Origin of the sequence: Prevotella pallens ATCC 700821 (assembly GCF_000220255.1) — a bacterium.
Lineage (GTDB): Bacteria > Bacteroidota > Bacteroidia > Bacteroidales > Bacteroidaceae > Prevotella > Prevotella pallens.
Genome location: NZ_GL982513.1, coordinates 40,755 through 67,417, shown reverse-complemented (window position 1 = coordinate 67,417; position 26,663 = coordinate 40,755). Strand labels below are relative to the sequence as shown.

Genomic DNA, 26,663 nt, shown 5'->3' with positions numbered 1-26,663 from the left:
TATGTGGGCAAAACACATTGGTGAAGTGTTATAATATAATGTGATGTGATGAAAAAGCATATACAAACTTTGGTGATTTGTGGAAAATTGTATGGTGTTGTTTTTAGTTTAATATGATATAGAATAAAAAAAGCAGCCAACCGTTTCTCCTGAAACAATCGGCTGTCTTTGTAGTGTATCTTGTAAGATTTTGTATTTGTTTACTAACAAATTATCCCACCTGGCTACCAGGTTTTACTTCGCCAAGTGTAGTGGTAACACTGAGTGAACCATCAAAGTTTACGGCTGAAAGTATCATTCCCTGACTTTCAATACCCATCATCTTGCGCGGTGGGAAGTTAGCAACGAAAAGCACATCTTTGCCAATGAGCTGTTCCGGTTCGTAGTAGGCTGCTATACCACTAAGAATAGTGCGCTCAGTGCCTGTTCCATCGTCAATGGTAAACATCAAAAGTTTCTTGCTCTTCTTTACCTTTTCGCAGTGCAATATATGGCCTACTCGAATATCGAGCTTCTCAAAGTCGTCGAACGATACCTCGTTTTTAATGGGTTCTGCCACATAGCTTGCAGCTTCATTCGCCTTTTTGGTGTCTTCGAGTTTCTTAAGTTGAGCTTCGATAGCTTCATCTTCAATCTTATCGAACAACAAATGCGGCTCATTCAGTTTATGTCCTGCAGGAAGAATGTCAGTACTGCCAAGCTGTGCCCAATCGTATTTGGGTAGATTAATCATATTGCGTAACTCTTTACTGCTGAAAGGTAAGAAAGGTTCAAACGCAATGCTAAGGTTTGCCACCAATTGGAGCGAGATGTATAAGATGGTTTCAACACGCTTCGGATCAGTCTTCCATACCTTCCATGGTTCGCACTCTGTAATGTAGCGGTTGCCAATTCGTGCTAAGTTCATAGCCTCTTTCTGTGCTTCGCGGAACTTAAATGCATTGAGATAGCTTTCCACTTTCTCCTTCACATCTTTAAATTCCTGAATGGTTTGAGAATCTACCGCCAACAATTCGCCACATACGGGCACTACGCCATTCCAATATTTCTGTGTTAGTTGTAGTGCTCTGTTTACAAAGTTGCCATACACAGCCACCAGTTCGCTATTGTTGCGTTCTTGAAAATCTTTCCAAGTAAAGTTGTTATCCTTAGTTTCTGGCGCATTGGCAGTAAGCACATAGCGCAGCACATCTTGTTTGTTAGGAAAATCTATTAAGTATTCGTGCAACCATACAGCCCAATTGCGACTGGTAGATATTTTATCGTTCTCAAGATTTAAGAATTCATTAGATGGCACATTATCGGGCAAAATGTAGTTGCCGTGTGCTTTCAACATACTTGGGAAGATGAGGCAATGAAACACAATGTTGTCTTTTCCGATGAAGTGAACAAGGCGTGTTTCTGGGTCTTGCCACCACTTTTGCCACGTGCCGAATTGTTCGGGCTTACTATCGCAAAGCTCTTTCGTGTTTGATATATAGCCAATGGGAGCATCAAACCATACATAAAGCACTTTACCTTCCGCACCTTCAACCGGCACAGGTATACCCCAATCCAAATCGCGTGTCATAGCGCGTGGCTGTAAATTCATATCGAGCCAGCTTTTACATTGTCCGTACACGTTTGGTCGCCATTCTCTGTGGTCGTTCAATATCCATTGTTTCAGCCATTCTTGGTAATCGTTCAGTGGTAGATACCAATTCTTGGTCTTCTTTATTACGGGCTTTGAGCCAGAAATAGTAGAGTGCGGATTAATTAACTCCATAGGGCTAAGGTCGCTACCGCACTTTTCGCACTGGTCGCCATAAGCGTGTTCGTTATGGCAATGTGGACATTCGCCCACCACATAGCGGTCGGCAAGGAATTGTTTTGCCTCCTCATCGTAGAGCTGTTCACTTTCCTTTTCAATTAGTTTGCCATCATCGTAGAGCTTACGGAAGAAGTCGGATGCAAACTTATGATGTGTTTCGCTCGTGGTGCGGCTGTAAATATCGAATGAAATACCAAACTCTTTGAACGATTCTTTTATTAATTTATGATAACGGTCGCACACAGCTTGCGGAGTTATTCCCTCCTTCTTTGCCCGTAAAGTAATAGGCACGCCGTGCTCGTCGCTACCACCAATGAAGACAACATCTTCTTTTTTAAGTCTTAAATAGCGTGCGTAAATATCAGCCGGAACGTATACACCAGCAAGGTGTCCTATATGTACACCACCGTTTGCATACGGCAATGCAGCCGTAACGGTAGTTCGTTTGAATTTCTTCTCTTCCATATCTGTAATGTATTGTTTTTGTTTCTATTTATTTGCAAAGGTACGTCAAATCAGCGAGATTAGCAAAGGGTGCAGCTATCTTACGGTCTATTGCACCCTAACAGTTTTCAAACCCTCGTTGCAACCTATAGTGCGATTACCATTCTTGTACACATCTTCGTTGCCTGGCATATCAAGCACGAACCCAGCAGCTTTCACTTGTGCAACAAGGTTATCGTACGCAGTCTGATTGAATACACCTATAATAATAGCACCATCTTCTAAAGCTACATAGCTTGATATGCCCTTTTGTAGCGGTTTCGGATAGTCTTCGTACTTATTGGCGGTAAGAATTTTAGCAAGACGACAGTTCTTGTAATACATCTTAGAAAACTTATCCAGGCGGTAAATCTCATAGTTCTCTTTTAGTTTATAGTCGTATTTCTTCATTATATTAGCTATCTTTTCCGGGTGCTCCACCATATCTATAGCCTCTGCAATGCTTATAAAGTTTGTATTTGCTTCTACGTTCTCCGTTGTGGTAGTAGGTGTTGTTGTAACATCTGTATTAGTGGCAGATTTTTTTATAGTGCCACAGCTGACTAATGTTAGTGCAATGGTAGCCATAGCTACTGTTATCCATTGGTTTTGTTTCATATCTTTCTTACTTTTTGTTGATATTTATTTTTATCAAATGCTTTGTATATGGGCAAATGATTTATATATAATGTTTATATATAATAAGGTGCAAAGGTACAATAATATTTCGTACTTATAGCATAAAGCAATACATCTAAGTACGAAATTGGTATAAAATCGCTACAAATGATATTCGCTTAATGGCGTAATATTAACCAGTTTACCTACTAAAAATAGCTTTTTACAACGCTTTTGCTCACAGTAAGTACAACAAATAGAGCCAAATTTGAAAAAAACATTCAAAAAAAATAGTTATTCCATTTTTTATTTGTACTTTTGTGATGTCATCATATTATATTTACTATCACAGAAAAAGGTGCAGAATAGTCTTTATGATATGGGAATATAGACAACAGAACAACTATTGCATTCTTATAAATATAGGAACGCTTTAATGAAAAGAAACAGAAGTAGTAATAAATCGAATATTAACTAAACCAAAAACAAATGAAGAAACTTCTATTATCATGCGTTGCATTTGCAATGGCAATTGCTGCCACCGCACAGAATGGTAGCTTAACCTTGAACGAGGCAGAACCTTTCCTCGCTCAACCAATTAGTTCGGTAAAGTCTCATAATAGTCTTAAGGCTACACGTGCAAACTTGCCTGCTAATCAGCGTTATATGGGTAATTACACTAGCGATAACTACAACGATAAAGGTGTAGGCTTTACGCAAAACGAAGGTAAACTTACAATGGTAACACCTATTCGTAAAGAGATTGCAGGCTCATTCGATGGTGGTAAGATTATTAGTATGCGTGTTGCGATACCTGCCGATGGCGTTGGCGCAATCACTCTAAAGGTGTTTACTTATAGCACTGCTAGTGGTAAGATGAGATGCGATTTGGTTGCTGAGCAAGAAATTAGTAATGCGAAGAAAGGTTGGAACGACGTAACATTTACCAATCCTTATACTATCGATTTTAGCAAAGCAGAGGGTATAATGTTAGGTTTTACTTATACACAGAAGAAAGGCTCAACTCCTGAATGCTATCCTATATCGTTACAAAAAGAAGGAACGATAGAGAAGGTATATGCTATGATGGAAGGTGGCCAAGACTTGTACGAGTTTGGTTCAGAGAAATATGGTAACCTTGCAATTCAAGCTGTAGTAGAGAAAGACTATCCTGCAAAGGATATTATGCTCCACAGCGTTACTTACAATAAATTTACAAAGGCGTCTAACAATACAAAGTTCACATTAAACATTAGCAACTATGGTACAACGCCTATCAATTCGTACACAGTAACAGCTACTGTTGATGGTAATCAGATTAAAGAGCAAACAGTGAATGGCACTGTAGATGGTAATTTAAAGGCTGATGTTATAGAAATTCCTACAACTGGAATTGCATTAGGTTCACACAAAATTAAGTTTGCTATTACTAAAGTAGATGGTGCTGCGCCAACAGGAAACACAGCTAATGATGTTTACGAATCTGACATTAACTTATATGAAACAGCACTTCAAAGACAAAAGCAGCTTATAGAACAATTCACTGCTGTTACTTGTACTTGGTGTCCTACTGGTTCTAGACTCTTGAAACAGTTACAAGAGAAGCGTCAAGATTTGGCTTGGATTGCACTTCACGGTCCAATGGGGACTGACGATCCTTTCCAAACAAAACAATCAATCGCTATTATGAAGGCACTTGGTGCTAGCGGTTATCCGATGGCAGCATTTAACAGAAGCCTTATCGAGGGCGAGCTTACAACAGCAATTGCCTTCAAAGAGGCTGCATTCAGTCAGGCTATTGAAATGTTCGGCAATATGTTTGACCAAACAAACAATGACCTTCCTGCATTCGTAAATCTTGATGTTGCTGCAAAGGTAGATAGAACTGCAAATGAGCAAAACGACCAATTGATAGTAGATGTTAAGGGTACTGGTGTTAAGAACGCTGCAAACTTCCTTAAGGATTATGCTATTTATGTTTATGTAACTGAAGACGGACTTGTTAGTCCACAGATTGATAAAGGACAGAAAATTAAGAACTATGTTCACAACAACACATTCCGTCAGTGCTTAACAAACATCTTTGGCGATAACATTAATTGGAATAATGATAACTTCGACCAACAATTCACTTACACAATTCCTGCTGGATATAAAGCAGAGAATATGCATGTAGTTGCTTTCGTGGCTCCTAAGTTAGGCAATAACGCTACTCCTAAGAGTGAACTCGTTGTTAATCAAACTAATTTGACTAATGTTGTAGTTCTTACAGCAGGTATTGAGAATGCAAATGTAGACGCTCAAGACGAAATAGTTGCTCGCTACAATCTTGCAGGACAGAAGATTGACACTGCACAGAAAGGTGTGAACATTGTTAAGTATAAGAGTGGTAAAGTGGTAAGAGTAATTGTTAAGTAATTTGAGTATACATCTCATACAATTATTATTACTGTAATCAGATAATAAATACTACTTTCGCTGACTCTATAAATGCGCAACACTATAAGCATTGTGTAGCAGAAGCGAAATAACAGAAAAGGCTAGATTTCACAATAGAAGTCTAGCCTATTTTTTTATGCAACTATTAGCTGTTCTTTCTGTAAATTAAAGAACAGTAGAAAATAGAACGCTAATTTATAGTAACAATCTACTGGATTTTCATTAATCAGATGGAATGTCTCAAATGTCCCTATAAATCAGATATAAATAGTTGCTTCTGTTTCAGATATCTGTTACGAACGTTTCAGATATCTGTAACGATTGTCTTAGATATCTATGGTGTTTGTTTCAGTTATCTATCGCTTGTGTTTCAGATATAATATAGAGCAACAACCTTTGTTAGTAGTAGTGTGAATAGTATAGATTATATACAACGAGAGTTATGGTTTAGCAACAATCAATCATTAGAGCTTAAACATATTTTGTTTTATTATCAAGCAGATTGTCAGTCGTTGCAATGCAGGCGTAGTGGGCTATGTAAAGTTACAAAGACAGATAAGATGCTGATAAGAAAATAGAAGATGTAAGGAAAACAATACCATACTAATAAGAACTATACATATTGTGGTTTAATGCCGATTTGGTTTTAATAGCCAATGTGGCATAAAACAAAATATGTATAGGCTCTAATGGTTGGTTTGGGGTAAATGAAACTGGAAAAGCAGAGGTATAATATGCTTTGATTGTTAAAACCATTATAGGCAATAAGTCTAAATAGTTGTCTTTCCACCTCTGTGGTCTATATAATCTATCAGTTCAGAGAAAAGAAAGTTCTGTCGTAGAGTAGCTTCGTTACCAGTAAGAATAAGTTGTTTGCGTGCTCGGGTAATGGCAACATTTAGTTTACGGTCTATTGGCTTATCGTTCTCCATAAACGTATTGGCAGTAAGGAACTCCAGTTGGAAGCGGTTCTGAATGGTGAACGAATAGATTATAATATCGCGTTGGCTACCTTGATAGCGTTCCACAGTGTCGATGCTTATGTCCTCAATAGCTGGAATGTTAAGTTGTTCTAACTCTTTTCGTACCATAGCAATTTGGTTTCGATAGGGCACAATAATACCAATCGACTTTTGTGCATCGAAACCTGTTTCTATTTGGCGATAAAGGCGGCGAACAACGTTAGCTACGATACGTGCTTCTTCTGTATTTACCTTTTCTGATATGTTGGGTTGATGACACGATTTAGAAGAGATAAATATCATTCTGTGTGTTTTTAAAAAGTCATCGAATGAGTCTTCACTTGGTTTGTTATAGCACAAATGATCTTCTTTTTGGTGTGATAGCGGTACACATTCTAATTGTTCTTGTGCATAGAAATAAGTATTTGGAAAATCGGCAATTTCTGGGTGCATACGTCCTTGTTTGTGCAGTATTCCAACAAAATTGGTGCGATGTGCAGCCTGCTCGGTTAGTATAAGACGTTCGAATAGCGAGTTAGCACAGTTCGGTAGGTGTATGTTTTCTAGTAAATGCGAGTTGGTAGCCGATTCTTCGCTATCTTGTTGCACTACGGCTGGCAACTGCTTGTAGTCGCCAATCAGTATAAACTTATCTATAACTTGCTTTTCGCCGTTGTGTGCAGCAAGTAAACCAACAATGTTGGGTTCTAAAATCTGACTAGCTTCGTCTATAATAGCAAGCTCGAAATGCTTAATGCTAAAGATAGCCGTGTGAATAGAGAGGTTAGCTGTGGTACTGACAATAATGCGTGCTTGGCTGATAGTTTGTTTTATGTGGGTGAGTGTGGGGTTAGTCTTTACGGCATTGCTAAGCAGGTTGTTGGTATATTGTGGGTCGCACGAGTATTCTTTAGAGAGTCTAAGAAATGGGATATTATTTTCGGTAAGCATTCCGCATATTTCGTCTACGGCTCGATTAGTATAAGAAAGCAGCAAAATATTCTTTTCTTTGTGTTCTCTTACAAGATATTGCAATGCCATAGATGTTTTCCCTGTTCCTGGTGGGCCAATTAGAAGGAAGTAATCGGTAGCTTGTTTAGCACGCAAAATAACATCATCGTAAGTTGGGTTATAACTTTCTGAGAGTTGTATTTTAGTGTCTCGCTGCGGTGTACGTTGTCCTAAAAGCAAATCTTTACGTTCTTTGGACGCTGTAATGAAAGTATGTAGACCTTGAATGGCGGTAGTGCAACCAATGTCGCTGCTACAGTGTTCAATGGCAAATAATTCGCCTGCGAGCGAATTTCTATTCTGCTGTCCATTTCTCAAATGTACTACAATTGTATCGCTGTGTAGCTCTTGTAGTATTCCACGAAACAAAAAAGCCTTTCGTATGTCTGGAATTTCGTTTTTTCTATAAGCATAGAGGTACACCATATCGCCACGGCGAAAGTTTGGAAGAAAGTCATCGCCTTGTTTTGGTACTTTAAAAGTAATGCAATTGTATCCACTATGTTCAGTGCTTCTTTCTTCTTTCGTTATGGTTAGTGCAGTATATATGTTTCCCGATTCAATTTTACTAGTTAAAGGCATATTCCATAAGTCGGCATTGCTACTTCCTGTCCCCTCTTGATATCCCACTTTCGATATGATTTGTTCTTTCATCACAAAGCGCATCATTCTACAGAAGTATGCTTCTTCTAACGGTGTAAGCGTGTGGAGTGGTGTTAAGGTGGCATTTAAACGAGGAAAAACCCATTGCTGGAAGAAGTTTTGATTACAGTTTTCTGTTACTAAAGTACTGGGCGTGAGAAATGGAATGAGTTTTGCGAAGTCGTTACTACCTATCCAATATTCTGTTGCAACTACCTGATTGCGAAATTTAATAGCCTCCATCATTAACGATTGAAGCGATTCCACTTCTAAGAGACCATTGGGAAGTGGATATTTAGAATAGAGGAGATGAATGTTTGTAGTGCGTGCACTTTGGTTAAAGTTGTATTGCAGTATACCAAAATAGAGTAGAACCTGCACGTAATGCTTTTCTATGTGTTTTGAACCATGCTTATTAAGTCGATTGCTTGCAATATAGAAATTCTTTCCAGACTTTTGTTCCACTAGTAAACGAAAGTCGGTTGTCATTAAATCGACACGTCCTTGAATACCTAAACTCTCGCAAACGAACGATGGTTCGAGTATAGCCTTCTTCTTATCATAATTTTTAAATAGGTCGTTAACGATGTCTTGGATATTCTTAGTTTGCTCTTTACAGTCGTATTTAAACCTTTCCGGATAGAAATCGGTGCATGTGGCAAAGTCTAAAGCTTTGTTTTGGAAATTAGTCTTTAGAGTTTCGTTTAGTTCATATTGTGGATTGTTAATGATTTCATCGAGTGCTGTATCAGAAAAGTTTCCCAATAGAATTGCTGCAGATGTAGTTTTGGTTTGTAAACGGTTTGTAATGAACGATAATGGGTGGTGCCCGTAGTCTTCAAAGCAGTTAGCTATCGAAGAGATATCTACCAGAAAGTCGGGTTCTACAACAATTATTCGTGGTACAATACGCTTGCCAGTAACGCTACAATCTAAGAGATTGAGTTGCATACCCTCGCATAATATTTTACCAATATAGTTAAGGTCAATATGTTCAGGAGTATTAACATAGTCTACCAATACCTCTTCTTCGCTACATTCTTGATTCAATACGTTCACCTTAATATATTTGTTGTTCCACGAAAGAACAGTACAGCGAATGTATTTATAGTTTGCTATCTGTATATTAGCCGTGCGCCTACCTTCGATAGGTATTTTGTCTACGAGATAAGAAGGTATTGAAGTGTTGAAAACAGCAGCAATAAAGAGAGCTAATGCCCTACAATCGTATAGTAAATCGTTGTGTGAGATGGGCGCAATAGAATTGCTATGGCGTCGCATTAAGTGTATAGCAATAACATCTTGTGCTTTTATATTATGTTTTTTACAAAGCGAATCGACTTGTGAAGAGAGGTTTCCAAATCCGTGTCGAGTACCTTTCAGTCCTTCATGGCACGCCAATACAAGCGTTTCGTGCATTAAATGATTTTGCAGGTCGTAACGGTTGTCGGTAAATTCAATAACTTCTAATACTCTATTGAATAATTGCTGAGCCGTTATAAAGCTTTCTGTCATTGTCCTCCTAACCGTTCAAAGAAAGTAATAACCTCTTCCCATGTTTTAAATTCATCACTACCAAAAGGTAATATCGTTCCCATAAACTCATCATAAATATGTGTACTAATGAGATAATCGCCCAGAAGAAATTGTGGCTGATTAACAAAGATGGTGCGATTCCATGCAGGTGCACTGAAAGCATCGGATATCCATGCCTGTATTTCTGTAAAACTTGTAGGCTTATTGGTGAGTGCTGGCGCAATAAAATAAACATTGTAGTTGTTGAGAAGAAACTCGTAAGCCTTGTGTAGCGATGATTTTGGTTTGCCATAATCATCGCTTAACGTATTCCAGTCTATGAATACTGTTTTACGTTCGCGCCTTTCTTGTTTATCGTCAATCCATCTAATGATAGGCATAACGTAGTGGAAAATGGCTTTCTCTATAAGACGATGCTCGCCGTGGAAATAGATAGCTTGCGGATAATGTTGATGAAATAAATCGAAAGTATGTACAATAGGGTCGGCGTCACCAAACAATCCATATACTCGTTCTTGCTCTTCTGGCGTTACAGAAGCAAAGCATTGTTCTGTTATTTCTTTATATTCCTTCTGCAAAGACTTAGTAACAATAACCTCTTGAATGCCATCTTTACGCGGATTTTGGTAAATTTGCTTGCCGAGCATATTGCTTTCGCTAATGGTAGAGCCCATTTGAAAAGCTGGATTTACGCAAATGCGGTCTGTGCCATAAAGCATTTCAGTGTACATTCCTCCCATTGACGTGCCAATAATAATATCAGGACGTTCGTCGGCTTGTATTTTTCGCAGCAATTCCATTGCCTCTTCTGGGTGAATTGGTAGATCGGGAGCAATAACAGTACATTGTGGCATATACTCTTGCAATATTTTAGCAGTGTGTGTAGCCCCTGACGACATAAAGCCATGTACGTAAACAAGTTTCTTGTTTACCATTAAGTCTGCGAATGTTTTCTTGTATTGATTTTCCATACCTTTCAAACGTTAGATGATAGGCAAGCTAATGCCATTTATTTTTTGGTAAATGTCGAGCGCATATATATCAGTCATACCGCTAATATAGTCGATTACAGCCATAATACGTTCTTCGAGATGTGGGTTTCGTATATCGTATTGACTTGAGAAACGCCGAATAAGCTGTCTACTATGAAATTTCTCTGGTTCAACAGCGGCACTGATAAGCGATTCCATTAGTGTTTCCATTATCTTATATCCCGACAATTCCACATCGAGAACAGTTCTGCTGCTATATATCTTCTCAATTGAAACCTTTGAACAATGTTTATAATTGTTGCGTGGAAGCATAGGAATATGGTCTATTAACGAACCTTCAAATGTACCATTAAGTATAGACTCTTCGTTTTCAACAAACACATCAACGCATAATGCCTCCAATAATCCAACGGCACAAGCACGAAAATATACCACTTGTTCGTTCTTATCGGTAACACCTTCTTCTATAATACGATTTCGAATACTTCTTTTTGTATCTTCATCAAAGAATCCTAACAACAATTCAGAGGTTTCTTCAAACGATAGAAGTTTGAGCTTGTGGGAGTCTTCAATATCCATTATCTCATAACAAATGTCGTCTGCAGCCTCAACTAAATATACTAATGGATAGCGTGCGTAGGCAACACCTTCACCCGAAGTCTGCCTTTTAATAATACCAAGTTCTTTTGCTATCTTCTTGAAAGTGTTTTCTTCTGATATAAAAAAGCCAAATTTCCCATGTTTTCCAGCTAGAGAAGAAGAGAACGGATACTTTACAACACTGGCTAATGTAGCATAAGTCATAACAAAACCACCTTCGCGTCTACCTAAAAACCTATGAGTGAGTAGACGAAAAGCATTCGCATTACCTTCAAAGTGTGTAATATCGTTCCAAAATCGAGAGCTAACTTTTTCTTTTAAATAAGTTCCTGCCCCTTCTGTGAAGAATGTTTGAATGGCCTTTTCACCACTGTGTCCAAATGGAGGGTTACCCATATCGTGTGCATAGCAGGCTGTTTGCACAATTGTGCCAATTTCTTCAAAAAGCGTTCCGTGTAATTCGGGGTGCTTCTTTATGAGTTTTCGTGCCACATCGTCGCCCAACGACTTACCCAATGATGCTACTTCTAGTGAATGAGTAAGTCGATTATGCACGAAAACGCTGCCAGGAAGTGGAAACACTTGTGTCTTGTTCTGTAGTCGTCTGAAAGGTGCCGAGTAGATAAGCCTATCGCTATCGCGTTTAAACTCCGACCTGTCATCGTGCCGTAAAGCGTGCCGGTTTTCCTGCCCGAGCCGTTTATTGGAGATAAGATTTTGCCAATTCATCATAAATACTAAAAAGATTAGCCTACGCAAAAGTACTTAAATTTGGCTAATTTCTACCTTTTTAGGTCTGAAAATTCATATATGTGCGTATAATTCATTATTTTTGCACATTATAATATAATGTTATGGTCCAAATAAAAGTTATTAATAAAGGTACACAACCTTTACCAACATACGCAACAACACAGAGCGCAGGTATGGATTTGCGTGCTAATATAGATAGTCCAATTACTTTAAAGCCAATGGAAAGGCGTTTAATTCCTACAGGATTGTATATTTCGCTCCCTCAAGGATATGAGGCACAGGTGCGTCCACGTAGTGGCTTGGCTTTAAAACATGGTATAACGGTGTTGAATACCCCTGGAACTATAGATGCCGACTATCGTGGCGAGATTATGGTGCTGCTGATAAACTTCTCTACTGAAGACTTTATTATAAACAATGGTGAGCGTATAGCACAAATGGTAATAGCTCGCCACGAACAAGCAACGTTTATAGAAGTAGATATTCTTGACGAAACTGAACGTGGCGCAGGTGGTTATGGACATACTGGGGTAAAGTAATAACAAGCCGATTTATACAGGAGGGATAATAATTGGTATATTTTTTTAAACAGTTTATGGTACGAGCAATGCTTATTGCTGTGCTTATCACAATAGGTTTGCAAGGAAACGCACAAACCGAAAGTAGGATAACACGTTACAATTACTTCTTTTTAGAGGCTATTCGACAGCAAGAAATGGGCAACTTAGCTGCTGCTTTCGATTTGCTAAATCATGCTCGTGATATTAATCCGAAGGCTCCTGAGGTATATTATGAGATAGCAGGATACTACGTTGCTATGCAAAATAGCAAAGCAGCACGCTACAATTTCGAGCAAGCAGCCAAACTTGCACCTGATAATTCTACTTATTTGGAAAAGTTAGGTCAGTTCTATATTTCGCAAAATAATTACGAAGACGCTTTAACCACATACGAACAGCTTTACACAAGCAATAAAACTCGAGAAGATGTTCTACAAATTCTTTATCAACTTTATGGGGCACAAAATAACTATAAGAAGATGATTGAGATGATAGAACGTATGGAATTGCTTTCAGGAGCTAGTGAACAGCTATCTCTAACAAAGATGCAAATCTATGAGCAAATGGGCGATAAACGAAAAGCGCAGGCAGAACTGCTTCGCTTAGTACAGAAAAACCCATTAGAATTGAACTATCGTGTAATGCTGGGCAACTGGCTTTTACAGAACAATAAGAAGAAAGAGGCTTATAACGAATATCAAACTGTGCTGAAAGAAGATCCAAATAATGCTGCAGCACAGCTCTCTTTGTTAGACTATTATAGGGACACAAAGAACGAAAAAATGGTAGATGAGCTTACCAGAAAGCTATTGGAATCGAAGAAAACAGAGAAAGAAACCAAAATGGCACTACTCCGTCAGGCTATTATGGACAATCAAGACGACAGTACAAAAGATAGTCTTGAGGTGATAAAACTGTTCAATCGTGTTCTTTCATACCCACAAGAAGATGCTGATATTGTGCTTATGAAAGCGGCTTATCTTAACTTAAAGCATGCACCAGAGGATAGTATAAATAGTGTTTACGAACAAGCTCTTGCCATTGAACCCGATAATTCACGCGCAAGAATAGCTTTAATTCAGAACATTTGGAATGATAAACAATACGATAAGGTTATTTCTATTTCTCGTTCGGCACAAGAATATAACCCAGAAGAAATGGTTTTCTATTACTTCGAAGGCTTTGCGCAATATATGAAGAAAGAAAACGAGGCTGCATTACAAACATTTAAGAAAGGAGTAGCACAGATAAAGCCAGACAGCGACCCTAATATTGTTTCCGATTTCTATGCTATTATGGGCGATATTCTGCACGAAAAGGGATTAGAAAAGCAGGCTTTCGAAGCTTATGACAGCTGTTTACATTGGCGTCCAGATAACCTTTCAGCACTGAATAACTATGCTTATTATCTCAGTTTAACGAAAAGTGATCTTAAAAAGGCAGAGTTAATGAGTTATAAGACAATAAAGAAGGAGCCAACAAATTCTACTTTCCTCGATACTTACGCTTGGATTCTCTTTTTACAAGGTAGATACGAAGAGGCTAATACCTATATAGAACAAGCTATAAAGAACGATTCTACTCCTAGTGGAACTCTGTTCGAGCATGCCGGAGATATATATTATCAGGCAGGAAAGCCAGAAGCTGCATTAGAAGCGTGGCAAAAAGCATTGCAATTGGGTAATAATAGTGCTACTCTTAGAAAGAAAATAAACTTAAAGAAATACATACCAGAATGAAAATAAAGAATATAGTTATAGCTGTGTCTGCCATTTTGCTTTTAGCAAACTGTGGCACACAGAAGTCTGTTATAAAGCCATCGGGTGCGATTGGCACCACCTCGTCTGGATCATCAACATCGCTTAAACAACAGCAAATACAGTTTATGCAACGTGTTTCTGATGGTGCACTCTATCAAAAAAATCTTGTTTCCGACCTCTCTTTTACAGTGAATACAGGTAATAAAGAAATTTCTGTGCCGGGTATCCTACACATGCGCAAAGACGAGGTTATCCGTTTGCAACTTCTCATTCCTATTATTCGTAGCGAAGTTGGACGCATAGAGTTTACGAAAGACTACGTATTGTTTATTGATAGAATACATAAACAATATGTGAAAGCTAAATATAATGATGTAGCTTTCTTGAAAAACAATGGTATAAATTTCTATTCTCTCCAAGCTTTATTTTGGAATCAGCTCTTCATTCCAGGACAACAACGTGTTGGAGAACACAACCTAACACAATTCAAAGTAGCTTTTAATGCATCGCAAAATGCCTCTCAGAAGGGTACCTCTATTATTCTGAACGATGGAAAAATGAATTATCAATGGATAGTAGAGCCTGTTACAAACTTTATTCGCGAAGCTGAAGCGAAGTATAGTAGTGCTGTTCACGGTGTTTCTACACTGAATTGGGATTATGGAAACTTTAAAAAAATCGGCTCAAAAATGTTTCCTTACTATCATAAGATAACAATAACAACACCCTTACCAAAGGGACAAAAGGTTGTTACAGCCACATTCGAACTTGATAAACTTGGCGATAATGCCGATTGGGAGAGTTTTACAACACCATCTACGAAGTACGAACAGGTGAGTGTAGAAGATATTTTGGGTAAATTAATGCAACTTTAAATGAAGCGGATTTTATTTATATTATTAATACTGAACACTTGCTTTCTAAGTTTATATGCGCAGAAGCATAAAAAGAAAACAGTTAAAAATGAACATACAGAACAGCAAATAAACCAGAATAAGGCTACAAAAAAAGAGGCTATTAAACTTGGTTCTTCAAAAAAACAGGCTGAAAAACACTTGTCTGATAGGAGTGAAGTTGCAGCTAAACATAGTAAGAAACAACCTGTAGATAAACAACACACAGCACCACTCCCTACCAAGCAGCAACAAACAACTAAGTCGGGTGCATTGCATAAAAAGGGTGTTGTACTTGCACAAAAGCGACAGCCAAAAGGAAAAAAACAGCAAATAAAATATGTTACAACCGAAGAAATAAAGGGTTTACAGCAGCAAAATAAACAGATACAGAAGGAAATAACAGAAAACGAACACGAACTTAAGGCAAAACAAAAGGATGTAGACAACCGTCTTCAGAAGATTTTAACGCTCGATACAGAGATAGGACATCAGCAAAAAACTATTAATAACATTTCAACAGATATAAAACATCTTGATGGAAATATCGGTATCTTAAAGGGACAGCTACGCTCTCTCGAAACACAATTGAGCGAGCGACGTTCTCGTTTCATTCGTTCTATGCGCTATATGGCACGCAACCGTAGCATTCAAGATAAGATTATGTTTATCTTTTCTGCCAAAACACTAACGCAAATGTATCGTCGTCTTCGTTTCGTTAGAGAGTATGCGGCTTACCAAAGAGCACAAGGCGAACTCTTAAAGCAGAAACAAGCCCAAGTAGATAATAAACATAATCAATTGGAACAAGTGCGTGGGCATAAGAGTAATTTACTTGTGAAAGGACGTAATGTCCATATTCAGATGGAGAATAAGAAGGTTGAGCAGCAAAAAGTGGTAGCTTCTTTGCAGAACGACCAAAAGGTTCTGCAGTCAGTTATATCTGATAGGCAGAAAAAACAACAAGCAATTAATGCACAGATTGACCGACTGATTGCTATAGAAATACGAAAAGCGCGTGAGCGTGCAATGGAAGAGGCACGTGCACAAGCCGCAGCTCGTGCTGCAGCAGCCAAGCAACGTGCTGAAGAATTGGCACGAAAACGAGAAGCTGCACGCCGTGCTGCCGAAGAAAATGCACGTCGAATAGCTGAAGCCAAGGCACGCGAAGCCAAGGCAAAAGCCGAAGCTGCTGCTAAAGCGGCACAGTTAGAGCGTGAGCGTAGAGCGGCACAAGAAAGGGCAGAACAGGCTCGTCGTGAAGCGGAACAGGCTCGTCGTGCAGCTGAGGCTGAGGCTTCTGCAAAGAGAGCTCGTGAGTTGAAACGTGCCGAAGAGCGAGCTGCTGCTGCTAAACGTGCTGAAGATCAAGCACGAGCAAAGGAGAATATGGAACGCGAACGTGCCAATCAGCAAGCTCGCGAGGCTGAAGCTAACCGTGTAGCAGCCGAACGTAAGGCTGTAGCAGATAGAGAACGGGCAGACAGAGAACAGGCTGCTGCTAACCGTGCAAACGAGAATAACTCGCTTCTATCATCGGCAGACCGTGCTATTACTGGTAGTTTTGCCAATAATAAGGGAAGATTGCCAATGCCAGTCTCAGGACCTATTGTGAAGCGTTTCGGTACTTACAACGTGGCAGGACTGTCGCATGTTAAGCTAAGTAGCAATGGAATAGCCATCAAAGCGTCGCCAGGTGCCCCTGTTCGCAGCGTTTTTAAAGGCGAAGTAACCAGTGTTTCGCACGTTGGCGGGTCTACTCTTGTAATGGTTCGCCACGGTGCTTACATCTCTGTTTACCTGAACTTGGGCAGCGTTAGTGTCAGCAGAGGTCAGCAAGTTGGTACAGGGCAGACACTCGGAACAGTAGACTCGGGCGGAATATTCCAGTTCCAACTTCACAAAGAGACTCAAAAGCTGGATCCGGAACAGTGGCTCCGATAAGCTGCACCTTAATTTATTATGTATATAAATCATAAAGCCAGACAACAATCTCAGTTGTTTGGCTTTATGGTTTACTGTTTTTTGCAACCTTTACTACCTATTCTAAAATCTCTATAATTTATACTTCTCTATAGAATAATCTCTCTTAATTTGTAAAAAAATATCCCCTTATAAGAGCAATGGTACTATTCTGCATTGTAAAAAGGTAGTTTTTACGAGCGGAGATAATTTCTAAAATGTATCTAATTGAAAATAAAAAAGTTACCTTGCTATACAAACTAAACAGGTAACGATTTGGAAACGAGCGAAGTGCCATTAACCGCAGGTTTCTGCATCAACAAAGAACGCTTGTTATTCCGTTTGCAAAGATAATACTTTGTTACCGAATAACAAGCGTTTTTGATGAGATATTCTTTATTCTGCACTTTTTGTATGCTGCTATGTTTATATTCCCCTTCCACGTTTCTTCTTTCTGTTGGCTTGGTTTCTGAGTTTGCGCTGCCATGCAGTTTCGGCATAGTCATCGCCTTGTGCGGATGGTGTAATCAAATCGCCCAAGCCTTCCATTAGTTCATCGGCTGCACTAACAATGGTGTCTGCCACTGCACCAATGGAGTTCTGCGCTCGTGGAGAGTCATTGTCTCGTGAGATAGAGGAACGGCTTGGAGGTACAAGTTGGTAACCAGTATCAGGTTGTTCTTTCCTTTCTGTCAGCTCTTGTATTGTTTGGTGTGGCATCTTTGATTCTTCCTTGTTGGTTGTTTCAAAGTTCTTCTGCAAGGAACGGTAGCCAAACTCCCTGCCGATCTCGGAAGCCTTGAACGTATGTTCCCCGTATGAGAACTTCAAACCATAGACGTTACCTTGCTTATTCTTCATACGCTCAATAATAATACCGTTTTTGTTCAACTCGTAAAGGAACATGGAGTGTCCCGTGATACCTGTTCCTTTGTACTTGTCAAGCAGGGCATAACAAACATTCTGTACTTGATGCTTTGTTTGTTCTCTTGTCGTGTTAGATTTTTCCTTTTGGTATTTCCTTTCCGCCTTGACCTCCTTTGCGATGGTCAAGCCTTTCTCTCTGCTTATTTCTTCCGCCACCTTTGCAGCCCTGTTGCTCACAAAAGTGGTGTCATAGACCTCTCCGTACAGGCTGATACGATTGGCGATGATGTGGATGTGTCTGTTGTCGGTGTCCTTGTGCGTTACCGCCACCCATTGGTGGTTGTCAAGTCCCATTCGTTTGGCAAACAAATGGGTTATTCCCATAAGCTCGGATACAGGCAGTCTTTTCTCATCCTGCGGTGCTATACCGATTTCGATACGGAGAAACTTGTTCCTACAACGGCTGTTATAGTCGCTGACCATTTTCATTTCCTCGTAGATAGTCTTTGGCTCCCTGCTGCAAAGATTGTGGAAGGCAAGCCGATAGCCGAGCTTGCCCTCTCTGAAAATATAGTCCAGAGCCGTACTGCCGTGCGCTATCGCCTTACATTTTCCTATCATCTCTTCTCATATTTAAGACCTTATATATCTCATCATCCACACGAAAATGAGGGTCGTAAAACCGCTTAAATGCCTCTTTGGCACATAGGGAAAGGTTCTTAGTGATATGTACCCACCTCTCATCCTTAACCTTGATGAGGTTAGAAATCTGCCCATAGAACCTTCCAGTATGCTGGAGAATGGCAATGGCTTCCCTTTCATTGTCGGTCATCTTAAGAACGGCTGCCACCTCTCCATTTAGGAGTATCTCACGGCAGTAATCGGAGAACTTACGCCCCGCACTTTCCGCCTTTGACTTGATACGCTGCTTTTCCTCTAAGGTGCATCTTACCTTGATGAATTCTGTCTTATTCATCTTCTGCTCTTCCTTATTCTGTTGCTGCCATCGGGCAGTCTTTTTATTATATCTGTTCATATAAGCTTCTTTGAAAGTTAATCATTATAGATGATTCATTGTCTCTTAATTCTTGAATACTGACCGATGAGAACGGAGTGATTACGGTCTAATCTCCCCGATAGTCTGACGAGGGGAGCAAGAGCAGTTTGTGGGTACAAACTGACGTCTTGCAATGCTACCGAACAAACCATTTACGCTTAAAACGTTTTATAGTCTAAAAACGAATGCCGTGCATTCTATGACTAACTGCATTCGTGGTATTCTCACAGAGAACAAAGCCGAAGAAGAAAGGGTAGACCCTTTTAGCAAAAAAGGTAGACCTATTTGCTCGAAAAGGTAGACCTATTTTGAAGAAAGAGTAGACCTTTTTCCTGAAAACCGTCTACCTTTTCTTACGGCTTACAGTCTTCTCCATTTCTCTATGTCTTCACCATATTCCTCCAGATGCTGACGAATGATGTTCTCCACAAAGCTTGAAAGGTTGCTGCCCCTGTCGCCTAACCTACGCACAATGAAGTCGGCACGCTCCTGTGTCTCCCTACTCAGATAGACTGCCTTACGGTTGTTTAACTTGGTCGGCACAAGATAGGCTTGCTTGTAGGCTTTGAGTGTTTTCTTTCTCATCTTGGCACTGATACGTCTTTGAACAGTTGCACTCTCAGTGTTCCGTGCAGGCTCGGAGTGCATGGTATTCTCTGTGTCCTGCTTGTTTGTTGGACTTTCTCTTTCAGGAACCGCAGTCGCTTCTTGTGAAGTAGATTCGTTCTCTGTTTCATCTTCCACACCCAAGAACCATGAAAGGTCTTTGTCGCTCATCATAGTTTCCTTTTCCATTTCTATTTCATTTTAAGTTTGACCTGTTTTGATTTCTTGTTTTGTCCTGTAATTGATATGTGTGTCTGTTCCTGCGCTTTCCGTTTCTGCTGTTCACGGGCACAGCTGACATGATATTCGTTGAGATCCTTGAAGTCTTGGAAATGTATGTTCATGTCCTCAACATGGAAGCCTGCCTTTATGAAATCTTGAACAGCCCTCCGTCCTGCTTCATCATTGTCAAGGAAGGTACGGATATGGGTGAGGTGTCGGTCATTCAAATAACGGATAGTCCTTGCCACGTTGCTCACGGAGTTCATCACAAGGTAGTGGTTGGTAACCTCTTCTTTCATCGAAAGGAAGGAGAGGAAGTCCATGAAGCCTTCAAAGATGCATACAGGCTCCGCTCTATCCGTGAATATCGGAGTAATGTCCTTCGGGGCTATCGTTCCCTTGAACGTCTTGTCGTCCCGAAGCTCATAGCCGCCAGAGAGATTGGCAAAGCCGATGGCTTGATAGTGCCTGCCTCTTACCTCATAGCTGATACATTTGAGGAAAGGCATAGCCTTTTCCAAATCAATACAGCGTTCCTTCGTAAGATAATCCTGTAAATGTGGCGGCAGGGTGTCTGATATTTCTATCAGTCTCCTTGCTCCATTTACAACCATCGCAGGCTGGGGGTTATTTGGCACGAAGTCATTAAGAAAATTATATGTGCCATTATCGGGAGCGTTCTGCCCCAAACGACGGATGGCTTCAGATAGCGTGCATCCCTCCATACGCATACAGAGGTCGATTATGCTTCCGCCCCTACCTTCGCCATAATCTATCCAAAGGTTCTTTTCCGTGTCCACTTTGAAACTCGGATGCGTTTCCTCCCTGAGCGGTGAACGGTACATGACATAGGTAGGTGTTTTGCGGACAGGTTTGATACCTTTCCTTTCGAGATACTCCACAATGGGGTATCGCTTGATACGTGATAAATCTTCTTCTTTCATTGTTTTGATACTTTAATGGGTTGAATGATAATTATTTATGTTTGTCTGTTTTTATGGTTTTACATTTTCCAAAGTTTTTCCCCTCCAAACTTTTTCATCTTTCTTCTTACTACATACTATTCTGTGATAAGTGATTGATAATCAGTATTACTTTGTAGTATAAGACGATACTACACATACTACTACATTTGGCTACTACAAGTTTGAAGGAGCGGGCAGGGTAGGATTTTCCTAATCTTGTAGACATAGATGGGGCTACCACCATTTCTTCGTTTGCTCACCTTTATGTATCCTGCTTTCTTCAAGGCTTCGCCCATCCGCTTGGCAACAAGTGGCTGGTGAGTATAAATACCCAAATAGGTGAGTATCTCCGTAGTGGTCATTAACGAATAACTTTCATCCCCCGTTGGCTTTTCAAAACAACGCAACAAAAGCTCCATCTCTGCAGTTTGTACTTGAAAGTCCTCACTCTCTCTGTATAGTTCGGCAATCTCATCATCATCAAACCAATAGCGAAAACCTGACTTTAACAGGGCTTTGGCTTCCGCATAGACATTGTCCATCGAGATAGCTTTTGCTCTCTCAATATCTATGGAAAGCACTTCAAAGGGCAGGAAGCGTCTGCTGCCCGTAGGGTCTGTAAGAAAATCATTGCCGTTCACCGATGCCACGAAACTTGCCAAGTGGGGATGTTCCTCCACATACTTGTCGTAGGGCATACGGTATTTGACCATCGGGCAGGTAATGAGGTTCTTCAGCTCATTCTCATCACGTTTATTTAGAGCTTTGAGTTGATCGTCGATGTTTACTATGAGGTTCTGTCCTATATAGGTGAGCGTGTCCTTCTCCTGTGGATATATCTTACCCGTATAGCTGTAACTGTGCAGGGCTGGCGGACAGAACAAATCCAAGAATGTAGTTTTGAACTTGCCCTGCTCGCCCGTCAGCACGAGGCAGGTGTGGTTACGGCACTCACGGTCGTCCATTGCGTTGGCAACCACTGCCACGAGCCATTTGGTGAGGTACGGCAGCCATTTGTCGGAGTTACGAACAACCACGCAACTTGCCAAGTCGGGAATGGCTTTCAGTGAAAGATAAGGTACATTACTATCCCTGAAACTTTCACCATCACAGCTACTGCTATCACCTATATCAATCAGTGGCAATGCTTTGAAATATTCCTGCACGGGATTGATACGGGGAGAGAAGCTGCTTTCAATGATGGAATAGAGGTTGTCAGGAGATGTAATAATCCCCACATCGTTATCAAGTTCCCTGCGGAGCGTATTGATTTCATAACGACCGACTTTTGTATATATGCCGCTGTTCCTACTTCGGTATTCGGTTCTTCCCAATACTGTATTGTATCTGAACTCGTAGTGTGTGGAGAGGTAGTTTTCTATCTCTGCGTTCTTGGATGAGCTACCCCTGCGATGAGGATTTCTTCTGTTATCTATATTGCCTGCATCTGCGTTCTTTTTCATTATTTCCTTGAATTGGTTTCCAAGAGTGAAGTTAGGGTGAGAATGCGTAACTTCCAAGCATTCAAAGCCTTCTTGCATAATGTTGCATCTGTCTGCTGCAAAATTCTTAGGGAAACAGGCTGTTAAAAAGAGCATTTATCGCCTCATTAAGCAAAAAACGGATGACAGGAAAGATAGGTTAGTAGAAATACGGATGTCGTTGTTTGCTTTCAGATGCACTCTTTTGCTTTGATTACCTTATTAACCTCATTTGTGCAGTGGCAAGAACATCAATCTGTCTCTTTTGTCCTTGTCATAGCGCCACAACTGCCACTTGAATGAAAAGTGATGGAATAAGAAATATCCAATATTAATTTTGCATAAGACAAGCTACGCTCGACAAAGGATAAGTGAACTTTCCTCTGCAATCGCTTGGATTGTCTTTACAATGAAAGAAGAAGATGGGGCAGGAAAGCGTAAATGCGAACAGATGATGCGGATTGCCCTTTTCCCTATTCTTCCCGATACTTCCCTGCTGTTCCCCACGGCTTTGAGAGGCGTACGTACGCCATTACCTTTGCCAGCAGAAACAGGAAAGACCTGAGACAACAAACAATAACAAAATATGATTATGAACTATTACGTCATTACGGAAACCAATTGGGCAAAGCTTCGAGATGAAATCTTGAGCCTTGCGGAATGCTGCCACAAGGCATTCGGAGAGAAAAGCAAGCACACGGACTGGCTGCACAACGGTGATGTGTGCCGGCTGCTGAACATCAGCAAGCGCACCTTGCAGCATTATCGTGATACGGGCGTGCTGCCGTTTACGCAAATCGGACACAAGTGCTATTACAAGCGCGAGGATGTGGAAGCATTGCTTCTTACGAAATTGAACAAACCTAAAAACAGACAGATATGATGGAAACAGCAAGAGACTTGAACATGGAGACGGACGAGATGCAGCTGGTTGTCTCAGCGTTGAGAGGTGTAGGAAAACGGATTGTGGAAGTGGCACAGACACACAAGCCACTCTTTGCAGGCGAACTTTTCCTCACAGGAAAGGAAGTGTGCGAGCGGCTGTATATCAGTCCCCGCACCTTGCAGGACTACCGAGACAGGAAGATTATACCCTACACGCAGTTTGCAGGGAAGATACTCTACAAGGCTTCGGACTTGGAAAGGATGTTGGAGGAGAATTACTATTTTAAGTCCATTTGAATTTAGTATTATAATTCGATTAAAAATACCTATTAATAAGTATTGCCAGTATAGAATTCTTCCCATACCTTTGTATCCAAAATTGAATTAATGATGAAAATATCACACAGCCGCATAAAGGCAACAATAAAAGGAGCGTACTGTTTTTTAACAGTACGCTTTTTTTTATGAACAAAACTGAACGATGTCCGTTAATAAAATAGTAATGAAAATATTAAAAGAAGATATAAGAAACAAGATTGTCGCAGCAGCTCGCAATGAATTTATTAAAAATGGCTTTAGAAAAACTTCGATGCGAACAATTTCGGCAAAATCGGGAGTTACCTTAGGTAATATATACAATTATTTTAAGACAAAGGATGATATTTTTTATACTGTCCTTAGACCTTTACTTATAGTCTTGGATGAAAGGATGTCCTCCTATCGCATAGAACATAACAAAACAGATAAACTTCACTTCTCTATACAAAATCAAAAAGATTTGCTAAGAGAAACGCTTAAAATAATTTTCTTATATAAAGAAGAATTAAAGTTATTACTCTTTGAATCAAAAGGTACTTCTGTAGAGTTTTTCCGTGAAAATTTTATCGAAGAACAAGTTGCAATAAGTAAAGAATATATTGATCAAATGCAAAAAGTCTATCCACAAATACAAACAAAAGTTTCGTCACTATTCTTTCGGATTTCCTCTTCCACATGGGTAACGATCATCGGAGAGATTGTCTCAAGCACAGAAATCTGCAAGGAAGAGGTAAAACAGGTCTTATCTGAATACATACGCTATAATACGGCAGGATGGCGAGAACTCATTAATCCATAAAATTATGAACAGATTATTCATCGTAACGATACTGTGTTTGTGTACAACAGTTTTGTCTGCCCAAAATATATTACGTGGGAAAATCATAGATAAAGAAACAGGACTTCCCATATCTGGGGCATACATATCAATCAAAAACACAAAACAGAAAACAGTTTCTGACAAAACAGGCAATTATCAAATTGACATTCTCTCAAATGGAACATGTATCGTTGAGGTTTCATTTGTTGGATATAAACGAGTAAGGCAAGTCATTGTGTTAAACGGCAATATCACAAAAGACTTTTTCTTAGAATCATCAGCGAACGTCCTTAACGAAGTTGTAGTGAGGGGATCTTCCCAGCAGGCGGAAATAAACCGCATTCGGCAGAGTCCTATGGCTGTAACCGTAGTGGACGGATCCAAGTTGAGGGGACGTTCAAGCGGTATAGAAGAAATTCTCACAAGAACGTCTGGCATCAAGGTGAGAAAGTCAGGCGGATTAGGAAGTGCCTCTCGCATATCTGTACATGGGCTGGAGGGTAAGCGAGTCGCTGTCTACATCAATGGATTTCCTTTAAATAGCCCTGACGGTTCCTTTGATATTAACGATATTCCGATTGATGTAATTAAGTACATAGAGGTGTACAAAGGAATCGTTCCTGCAGAATATGGCGGTGATGGACTTGGTGGTGCTATCAACATAGTGACACGAGAGGATGAATGTGACCTAGTAGGTTTTACGCAGGAATTGGCATCATTCGGGACATTCAAGACACTTGCAAGTGCCCAGAAACTTTTTGCAAAATCTGGAATATTATTCAATATTGCTTTCTTCAGGAACAAATCCAAGAACAATTATATGATGTCATGGCCAGTGTTTGAGACGAATCTACCTGCTTCTGAATACAGAAAGGTGAGACGAAACAATGACTATTATGACGCAGAATTCTATCATGTGGGCATAGGTTTTAGAAAGCAATACTTCGACAAACTGGATTTGGAATGTGCTTTTTACAGGAATAAGAAAGGCATACAGTCTCTCAACTTTGACTCTCGATATGCCTATACAAAAAGTCTTAATATTATGCCTACTTTGAATATGGAGAAGAAAAATTTCATTTTCAAAGATTTGGAGCTGAAAAACACACTTGTTGTTCCCATCATACGTTCTAACATGACGGATACGGCAACTACAAGAACGCAATGGAATGGGACGGTCACGCCAGCTAATGGGGAGACAGAGGATAATCTTTTCAACGAGTCCCATGACCGGCAATTTGAGTTGCGAAATAAATTTAACTTGAAATATACACTTGGACGACATACTTTCAATCTGAATGATCAATTCGTATTCTCGGACTATAGACCTAAGGACGATCGTATGAATGAATACCTTGGCTTCGCCCCCAGTTCATTTCCCAGCAAAATGACTTCAAACAACATCGGACTAAGTTATTTGTTTGCTTCTTCTAATAATCGCTTTCAGAATTCCTTGACAATAAGCATCTATTATCTGAAGTCAAAAATCTATAGAACAAGCGATGCTTTGTCAAAAGACAAGACAGAAAGCGTATTCGCTCCCCAACAGACCAACGTGAACAAAACGTATTATGGCTTTAGCGAAGGGCTTAGCTATGAATTGTGGAAAGGTGTGAGGGGAAAAATCTCGTTTTCACACAATGTAAGAATTCCTGATACGGGAGAATTGTTCGGAAACGGAATGAGTATCAAACCTTCTGTAAATCTTCAGCCAGAAGTTGGAGATAATTTGAACATTGGGGTCATCATGGACAAGAGAAATCTATTGGGGCTTACTCGTGTGCAATGGGAAACAAATTTTTATTATATGTATATGAAGAATATGATAAGACTTTTCCCCGCTGACATCCGTTCCATATACATAAACTTAGGAAAGACAAGTACGCTTGGTTTCGATACTGACTTAAAGGTAGATATAACCCCAAACGTCTATGCATACTTTAATCTTACATTGCAGGACATTCGAGACCGTCAAAAATGGTTAAACGATGAGAAAGGTTCGGATAATCCTACGTATGACAAGCATGTTCCCAACATACCTTCATTCTATTACAACTATGGCATGGAATATCACGTTGAAGGTTTGTTGGGAAAGAAAGAGTTGTCCAGAGTTTATGTTGATGTTTCTCATGTCGGAGAATTCGATTGGGGCTGGCAAATGAGCACACTGCCCGACCAACGAAAGAAATGGATCATTCCTTCCAACGATGTGTTTACCATAGGGCTTCAACAGTCATTTTGGCATAACAATGTTTCTCTGAGTTTCGAGGTCGAAAATATTTTTGACAAAGAGAACTACATGGAATTCAAAATGCCACTGCAAGGCAGAACCTTTAAGGCTAAATTGCGTTTTAATCTGTTCCGAGACAAAGTCTCAGGAGGAGCTATGAGTATGTAAATTCTTATTATTCATTTCAAAAA

At 39.9% G+C, this 26,663-nt stretch carries 20 protein-coding genes; 10 read left to right on the top strand and 10 right to left on the bottom strand.

Annotated elements, in window-relative coordinates; translation table 11 throughout:
* Window positions 1–211: 211 nt before the first annotated feature.
* Both metG and HMPREF9144_RS00285 read right to left on the bottom strand, forming a co-directional pair.
* Window positions 212–2,284: a methionine--tRNA ligase gene (gene metG, locus HMPREF9144_RS00290; RefSeq protein ID WP_346243145.1), complete on the bottom strand. Its 2,073-nt coding sequence runs from the start codon at window positions 2,282–2,284 to the stop codon at window positions 212–214.
* 78 nt (window positions 2,285–2,362) lie between these two features.
* Window positions 2,363–2,911: a hypothetical protein gene (locus tag HMPREF9144_RS00285; protein ID WP_006043758.1), complete on the bottom strand. Its 549-nt coding sequence runs from the start codon at window positions 2,909–2,911 to the stop codon at window positions 2,363–2,365.
* A gap of 489 nt (window positions 2,912–3,400) precedes the next feature.
* Here HMPREF9144_RS00285 and HMPREF9144_RS00280 point away from each other — a divergent pair, with 489 nt between their 5' ends.
* A complete protein-coding gene (locus HMPREF9144_RS00280) occupies window positions 3,401–5,329 on the top strand; it encodes an Omp28-related outer membrane protein (protein ID WP_006043756.1) in 1,929 nt (642 codons plus the stop codon).
* Window positions 5,330–6,120: 791 nt separating this feature from the next.
* Here HMPREF9144_RS00280 and HMPREF9144_RS00275 read toward each other — a convergent pair.
* The 3 genes from HMPREF9144_RS00275 to dgt are packed head-to-tail and all read right to left on the bottom strand — an operon-like array spanning window position 6,121 to window position 11,822.
* On the bottom strand, window positions 6,121–9,480 hold the full coding sequence (locus HMPREF9144_RS00275; protein ID WP_006043754.1) for an AAA domain-containing protein: 3,360 nt from the start codon (window positions 9,478–9,480) through the stop codon (window positions 6,121–6,123).
* Window positions 9,477–10,472, bottom strand: coding sequence for a YqiA/YcfP family alpha/beta fold hydrolase (locus tag HMPREF9144_RS00270; protein WP_006043753.1), 996 nt, complete (start codon window positions 10,470–10,472; stop codon window positions 9,477–9,479). The genes HMPREF9144_RS00275 and HMPREF9144_RS00270 overlap by 4 nt, the downstream gene beginning before the upstream one ends.
* A 12-nt stretch (window positions 10,473–10,484) precedes the next feature.
* Window positions 10,485–11,822: a dGTP triphosphohydrolase gene (gene dgt / locus HMPREF9144_RS00265; RefSeq protein WP_040595447.1), complete on the bottom strand. Its 1,338-nt coding sequence runs from the start codon at window positions 11,820–11,822 to the stop codon at window positions 10,485–10,487.
* A 125-nt stretch (window positions 11,823–11,947) separates the two neighbouring features.
* Between dgt and dut the strand changes: the two genes are divergently transcribed.
* Genes dut through HMPREF9144_RS00245 form a run of 4 tightly spaced genes read left to right on the top strand, consistent with a single transcriptional unit; the run spans window position 11,948 to window position 17,003 of the window.
* On the top strand, window positions 11,948–12,385 hold the full coding sequence (gene dut / locus HMPREF9144_RS00260) for a dUTP diphosphatase (protein ID WP_006043751.1): 438 nt from the start codon (window positions 11,948–11,950) through the stop codon (window positions 12,383–12,385).
* Between the two features lie 56 nt (window positions 12,386–12,441).
* Entirely contained in the window at window positions 12,442–14,145 is a 1,704-nt protein-coding gene (locus HMPREF9144_RS00255; RefSeq protein ID WP_006043750.1) for a tetratricopeptide repeat protein, read from the top strand.
* Window positions 14,142–15,041, top strand: a complete 900-nt coding sequence (gene lolB1 / locus HMPREF9144_RS00250) for a lipoprotein insertase outer membrane protein LolB1 (protein ID WP_006043749.1) — start codon at window positions 14,142–14,144, stop codon at window positions 15,039–15,041. The genes HMPREF9144_RS00255 and lolB1 overlap by 4 nt, the downstream gene beginning before the upstream one ends.
* Window positions 15,042–17,003, top strand: coding sequence for a peptidoglycan DD-metalloendopeptidase family protein (locus HMPREF9144_RS00245; RefSeq protein ID WP_006043748.1), 1,962 nt, complete (start codon window positions 15,042–15,044; stop codon window positions 17,001–17,003).
* 444 nt (window positions 17,004–17,447) lie between these two features.
* Here the strand turns inward: HMPREF9144_RS00245 and HMPREF9144_RS00240 are convergent, their stop codons facing one another.
* The 5 genes from HMPREF9144_RS00240 to HMPREF9144_RS00220 form a co-directional block, all read right to left on the bottom strand.
* Window positions 17,448–18,509, bottom strand: a complete 1,062-nt coding sequence (locus tag HMPREF9144_RS00240; RefSeq protein ID WP_006043746.1) for a relaxase/mobilization nuclease domain-containing protein — start codon at window positions 18,507–18,509, stop codon at window positions 17,448–17,450.
* The gene (locus HMPREF9144_RS00235) at window positions 18,493–18,924 is read right to left on the bottom strand and encodes a plasmid mobilization protein (protein WP_006043745.1); all 432 of its coding nucleotides are present in this window, start codon (window positions 18,922–18,924) and stop codon (window positions 18,493–18,495) included. Before HMPREF9144_RS00235 ends, HMPREF9144_RS00240 begins: the two co-directional genes overlap by 17 nt.
* Before the next feature lie 381 nt (window positions 18,925–19,305).
* Window positions 19,306–19,740, bottom strand: coding sequence for a DUF3408 domain-containing protein (locus HMPREF9144_RS00230; protein ID WP_006043744.1), 435 nt, complete (start codon window positions 19,738–19,740; stop codon window positions 19,306–19,308).
* A gap of 2 nt (window positions 19,741–19,742) precedes the next feature.
* Entirely contained in the window at window positions 19,743–20,717 is a 975-nt protein-coding gene (locus HMPREF9144_RS00225; RefSeq protein ID WP_006043743.1) for a toprim domain-containing protein, read from the bottom strand.
* Between the two features lie 182 nt (window positions 20,718–20,899).
* A complete protein-coding gene (locus tag HMPREF9144_RS00220) occupies window positions 20,900–22,336 on the bottom strand; it encodes a virulence-associated E family protein (RefSeq protein WP_006043742.1) in 1,437 nt (478 codons plus the stop codon).
* A 220-nt stretch (window positions 22,337–22,556) separates the two neighbouring features.
* On the opposite strand from HMPREF9144_RS00220, the gene HMPREF9144_RS13175 reads away from it, so the two are divergent.
* The 5 genes from HMPREF9144_RS13175 (at window position 22,557) to HMPREF9144_RS00200 (ending at window position 26,640) form a co-directional block, all read left to right on the top strand.
* The gene (locus tag HMPREF9144_RS13175; RefSeq protein ID WP_146739262.1) at window positions 22,557–22,784 is read left to right on the top strand and encodes a hypothetical protein; all 228 of its coding nucleotides are present in this window, start codon (window positions 22,557–22,559) and stop codon (window positions 22,782–22,784) included.
* Window positions 22,785–22,811: 27 nt separating this feature from the next.
* Complete coding sequence (locus tag HMPREF9144_RS00215) at window positions 22,812–23,102, top strand: helix-turn-helix domain-containing protein (RefSeq protein WP_007574579.1); 291 nt, start codon at window positions 22,812–22,814, stop codon at window positions 23,100–23,102.
* Window positions 23,099–23,401, top strand: a complete 303-nt coding sequence (locus tag HMPREF9144_RS00210) for a helix-turn-helix domain-containing protein (RefSeq protein ID WP_006043739.1) — start codon at window positions 23,099–23,101, stop codon at window positions 23,399–23,401. The genes HMPREF9144_RS00215 and HMPREF9144_RS00210 overlap by 4 nt, the downstream gene beginning before the upstream one ends.
* 184 nt (window positions 23,402–23,585) lie before the next feature.
* Window positions 23,586–24,221, top strand: coding sequence for a TetR/AcrR family transcriptional regulator (locus HMPREF9144_RS00205; protein WP_006043738.1), 636 nt, complete (start codon window positions 23,586–23,588; stop codon window positions 24,219–24,221).
* A gap of 4 nt (window positions 24,222–24,225) precedes the next feature.
* Complete coding sequence (locus tag HMPREF9144_RS00200) at window positions 24,226–26,640, top strand: TonB-dependent receptor (RefSeq protein WP_006043737.1); 2,415 nt, start codon at window positions 24,226–24,228, stop codon at window positions 26,638–26,640.
* Window positions 26,641–26,663 lie beyond the last annotated feature (23 nt).

Coding starts and splice junctions, on each gene's coding strand:
- HMPREF9144_RS00285 (WP_006043758.1), bottom strand. CDS start 2,911: ATGAAACAAAACCAATGGATAACAGTAGCTATGGCTACCATTGCACTA.
- HMPREF9144_RS00280 (WP_006043756.1), top strand. CDS start 3,401: ATGAAGAAACTTCTATTATCATGCGTTGCATTTGCAATGGCAATTGCT.
- HMPREF9144_RS00275 (WP_006043754.1), bottom strand. CDS start 9,480: ATGACAGAAAGCTTTATAACGGCTCAGCAATTATTCAATAGAGTATTA.
- HMPREF9144_RS00270 (WP_006043753.1), bottom strand. CDS start 10,472: ATGGAAAATCAATACAAGAAAACATTCGCAGACTTAATGGTAAACAAG.
- dgt (WP_040595447.1), bottom strand. CDS start 11,822: ATGAATTGGCAAAATCTTATCTCCAATAAACGGCTCGGGCAGGAAAAC.
- dut (WP_006043751.1), top strand. CDS start 11,948: ATGGTCCAAATAAAAGTTATTAATAAAGGTACACAACCTTTACCAACA.
- HMPREF9144_RS00255 (WP_006043750.1), top strand. CDS start 12,442: ATGGTACGAGCAATGCTTATTGCTGTGCTTATCACAATAGGTTTGCAA.
- lolB1 (WP_006043749.1), top strand. CDS start 14,142: ATGAAAATAAAGAATATAGTTATAGCTGTGTCTGCCATTTTGCTTTTA.
- HMPREF9144_RS00245 (WP_006043748.1), top strand. CDS start 15,042: ATGAAGCGGATTTTATTTATATTATTAATACTGAACACTTGCTTTCTA.
- HMPREF9144_RS00240 (WP_006043746.1), bottom strand. CDS start 18,509: ATGATAGGAAAATGTAAGGCGATAGCGCACGGCAGTACGGCTCTGGAC.
- HMPREF9144_RS00235 (WP_006043745.1), bottom strand. CDS start 18,924: ATGAACAGATATAATAAAAAGACTGCCCGATGGCAGCAACAGAATAAG.
- HMPREF9144_RS00230 (WP_006043744.1), bottom strand. CDS start 19,740: ATGGAAAAGGAAACTATGATGAGCGACAAAGACCTTTCATGGTTCTTG.
- HMPREF9144_RS00225 (WP_006043743.1), bottom strand. CDS start 20,717: ATGAAAGAAGAAGATTTATCACGTATCAAGCGATACCCCATTGTGGAG.
- HMPREF9144_RS00220 (WP_006043742.1), bottom strand. CDS start 22,336: ATGCTCTTTTTAACAGCCTGTTTCCCTAAGAATTTTGCAGCAGACAGA.
- HMPREF9144_RS00215 (WP_007574579.1), top strand. CDS start 22,812: ATGAACTATTACGTCATTACGGAAACCAATTGGGCAAAGCTTCGAGAT.
- HMPREF9144_RS00210 (WP_006043739.1), top strand. CDS start 23,099: ATGATGGAAACAGCAAGAGACTTGAACATGGAGACGGACGAGATGCAG.
- HMPREF9144_RS00205 (WP_006043738.1), top strand. CDS start 23,586: ATGTCCGTTAATAAAATAGTAATGAAAATATTAAAAGAAGATATAAGA.
- HMPREF9144_RS00200 (WP_006043737.1), top strand. CDS start 24,226: ATGAACAGATTATTCATCGTAACGATACTGTGTTTGTGTACAACAGTT.